Genomic DNA, 3,697 nt, shown 5'->3' on the forward strand with positions numbered 1-3,697 from the left:
GGGGGTGGTGTTTTTTGTACTCGTCGAGCTTGTTGAGTCCGGTCAGCACGACCTTGCCGCCCTTGCCGACGGCATCGAAGCCGGCGCGGACGATCTCGGCGGTCATCAGATCGGGGATCAGGATCGCGGCGTCGGCGCCCTGTCCGCGGGTCAGGTCGTTGATCGTGGCCAGCGCTTCACCGGCGTCGGCGAAAGCGTGCGTGGCGCCGAGTTCGAGGGCTCGTTCGCGCTTGTTGTGCAGCGGGTCGACCGCGACCACGTAGCGTGCGCCAGCGAAGCGCGCTCCCTGCACCGCGTTGATACCGAGCCCGCCGATACCGAAGACGACCACGACATCGCCGGGCCGCTGAAGCGGGCGAGCATCGCCTACTCCCGTCGAGCACTCGAGCCCGGCGATCCGCTGCTGGTCGCCGGCCCACCGGGTTCCGGGCGTTCGCGCACAGCGCGCGAACACGCCACCGGGCAACCCGTCACCGTCCTGACCGCCGCCAACGCGCTGCTCGACGGCAGCGACGTGTTCGCCCGCGACTTCGCCGCACTGGTGCGCGCCCGGCAGGGAACCGTCTGCATCGACGGCCTTGACCTGTTGCCCGACGATCTGATCGATCTCGTCGCCACCCATGTCGCCGACCGGCAGGTGCCACGCGTCGTGCTGGTCACCGGAGCGGTGGAAACTCTCACCGGCCGCGCCGCCGCGCTGGCCGCGGAATGCGCCGACCGCGTCGAACTCGGCCCGCTGAGCAACCGCCGCGGCGAGATCCCGGCCCTGGTCGCGGCGATGGTGCGCGAAGCGGGCGCGGACAGCTCGCTGTACTTCACGCCGGGTGCGCTCGCGGCGCTGTCCGCGCACCACTGGCCCGGAAACCTCCGCGAACTGCGCGCGGTCGTCACCGAGGTCATCCGGCACCGGCGCACCGGCGCGGTCGTCCTCACCGACCTCCCCGAGGCCTACCGCACGCAGCAGCCGATCCGGCAACTGATGCCCATCGACCGCGCAGAACGCGATGTCATCGTCGAGGCCCTCCGCAAATTCGAGGGCAACAAGGTCAAAACAGCGCAGGCCCTGGGTATTTCGCGAACCACGCTCTACGCGAAGATGCGCGCGTTGCGCATCACCGTCTACTGACCGCACGGAGCCAGTCGAATCCATGGGCATGTGGCGATCAGCCATGCGCCAAGACGACGGCGGCGCTGAGCGCGAAGATCTCACACCGGCAACGTTCGTTCGTTCGTTACTGCGGTCGACGTAAATGATCTGGCGGTACCGACGAGTCGCGGCGATGATCACGTGATGTCTTACGCCCGTCGTATGCCATTCCGTGAGGTCGCCCGACAGGTCCGTCGATTTCATCGAGATCTCCTGCTCGACAGCGCCATCCAAGCTGGCGCAGGGATCGAAGCCGGGTGCAGGGCGAACCAGATGGTGGCGCCGAAGAATTCGCCGATTCGGCACTTCGCCCTGACTGCGATTGCGCGGACTGCTGTGTGCGGGACAGTCGTCCACCATGACGCGTTCGCCTCGCTCATCGCGCGGATCGAGGGGACATGCCTGCCCGACCACATTCCGACCGACGACTATGCGAGAAGATCGTGATGGCGGCTCGGGGTCCGTTGCGGAGCACGCCGTTTCGGTGGGTGTGGGGCGGGGAGACCGTCTCGATGGTCGGCGACGCCAGTTACGAAGTCGTGCTCGCGTTGCTGGTGCTCTCGGTGACCGGGTCGCCCGCGGCACTGGGCGTGGTGATGCTCGCCGTGACCGTCCCGCACGGGGCGCTGCTGCTGATCGGCGGTGCGATCACCGACCGGTTTTCGCCACGCACCATCATGCTGATCAGCCACCTCGTGCGTGGCAGCTTGCTGACCGTGCTGGCAGTCCTGGCAGCCGCCGACGCCGTGACCCTGTGGCACCTGCTCGTGATCGGCATCGTGATCGGCACCGCCGAGGCGTTCTTCCATCCGGCCGGCGCCAGCATCCTGCCCAGCCTGGTGAGCAGGGAAGACCTGCCGAGAGCGAACGCGCTGCTCGGAGCCGGTGAACAGGCTGCCAGACTGGCCGGTCCGGTGCTCGGCGGTCTGCTCATGGCGGTGGCCGGCGCGCCGATCGCGATCGGGTTCAACGCGTTGACCTTCCTGGTCGGCGCGGTGACCGTACTGGCCGCGCCGCGCCGCGAGGCCGAACCGGTCGAGCAGCTCTCCGCGAAGGCGGTGCTGCGGGAGATAGCCTCCGGGTTCGCCTACGCCCGCCGCAGTGTCGAGGTCCGCATCATCCTGCTGCTGGTCGGCGCCGCGACGCTGAGTTACAGCGGATTGTTCGGCGTCGGCCTGCCCACGCTGTCGCAGGACTTCGCCAACAGCTCCGTCGTGCTCGGCGCCATGCTGTCCGCGTGGGGGCTCGGCCAGCTGGCCGGCACCGTGTCCGCCGCCGCGTTCGGCCTGCCCCGGCGGTGGGGCGTGCTCATCGTCGCTATGACGATCGCCGAGGGCTGTTCGTTCGCGGTGCTCGGTTTCGTCCCGCACTACCTGATCGCGGTCGTGCTACTGGCCGTGCTGGGTTTCGGCGTCGCGTACTCGACCGACGTCGCGCTACCGACCTTCGTGCAAACCACCGCGCCGGAGACGATGCTCGGCCGAGTGAACAGCCTGATCGACTTACCCAGGGCCGTCCTCTCGCCACTGTCACTGGCAGTCTTCGGTTTCCTCGCCGCAGCCGGCATCCGCTGGGCCTTCCTCGCCGCCGCCGTCCCGATGCTGCTGGTCGGGATCGGCTTGGTGCTGAGCGGGCACGCAACGACACTGACCAGCGGTTCAGGCACGGATCCGGATCTGGACGGCCCGGCCGACCAGCCGGTCCCTCGAACGACCTGACCTCGCTATCCTCGGTCCGCTCTACGCCCGTTCGAAGATCGCATGGTCGTAGCACCAACATTGACAGCCGATCATCGTTATCGGCTTGTCGTAGTTGGCGATTCCGGAAAAAGTCCCCATCAGGCCCTCCGGTTTCACCAACCGCCTAAGGTGTGGGTGCGGCGTGGCCGCACAGTCAGATATGCGTGAACAGCGGCATTTCCGTGGCAAATTTCCACCGAATCGAAAGGCGCTGCATGGCAAAGGATTTGACACAACTCGAACTATTGACCGAGCTGGAGCCGGTAGTGGCGGTCAACATAGACCGGCACGCGGCCACGGCCAAGGACTGGTGTCCGCACGACTACGTTCCCTGGGACGAGGGCCGCAACTTCGCCGCGATGGGCGGCGAAGACTGGGAGCCTGGGCAGTCACAGCTCTCCGAGGTCGCCAAAGTCGCCATGATCACGAATCTGCTGACCGAGGACAACTTGCCTTCCTACCACCGCGTGATCGATGAGAACTTCTCTCGCGACGGTGCGTGGGGCACCTGGGTCGGCCGCTGGACCGCCGAGGAAAACCGCCACGCTATCGCCATGCGTGACTACCTCGTATGTACCCGCGCTGTCGATCCCGTCGCCTTGGAGAACGACCGCATGGTGCATTTGACCCGCGGTGTGCACGCGCCGGAGGGCTTCGGCGGGGTGCTCGATCAGGTCGCGTATGTGACATTTCAGGAGTTGGCTACCCGGGTCAGCCACCGCAGCACAGCACGAGTCTGCGACGATCCGATCGCCGGACGGATGCTGCAGCGCATCGCGGCCGACGAGAATCTCCATATGATGTTCTATCG

Annotated in this window: 4 protein-coding genes; 3 read left to right on the top strand and 1 reads right to left on the bottom strand. The window is 66.9% G+C overall.

Going from position 1 to position 3,697, the window contains the following annotated elements; all coding sequences use genetic code 11:
* Positions 1-259 (bottom strand): zinc-binding dehydrogenase (locus ACFWPJ_RS27420; RefSeq protein ID WP_378855568.1); only part of this gene is annotated, 259 nt, incomplete at its 3' end.
* On the opposite strand from ACFWPJ_RS27420, the gene ACFWPJ_RS27425 reads away from it, so the two are divergent.
* From ACFWPJ_RS27425 to ACFWPJ_RS27435, 3 genes are all read left to right on the top strand, one after another.
* Positions 236-1,126: a helix-turn-helix domain-containing protein gene (locus ACFWPJ_RS27425; protein ID WP_378855570.1), complete on the top strand. Its 891-nt coding sequence runs from the start codon at positions 236-238 to the stop codon at positions 1,124-1,126. The genes ACFWPJ_RS27420 and ACFWPJ_RS27425 overlap by 24 nt on opposite strands.
* Positions 1,127-1,593: 467 nt before the next feature.
* Positions 1,594-2,865: an MFS transporter gene (locus ACFWPJ_RS27430; protein WP_378855572.1), complete on the top strand. Its 1,272-nt coding sequence runs from the start codon at positions 1,594-1,596 to the stop codon at positions 2,863-2,865.
* Positions 2,866-3,101: 236 nt separating this feature from the next.
* On the top strand, positions 3,102-3,697 hold a 596-nt coding region (locus ACFWPJ_RS27435; RefSeq protein WP_378855574.1), incomplete at its 3' end, for an acyl-ACP desaturase.

This window comes from Nocardia sp. NPDC058497 (assembly GCF_042720195.1).
Taxonomy (GTDB): Bacteria; Actinomycetota; Actinomycetes; order Mycobacteriales; family Mycobacteriaceae; genus Nocardia.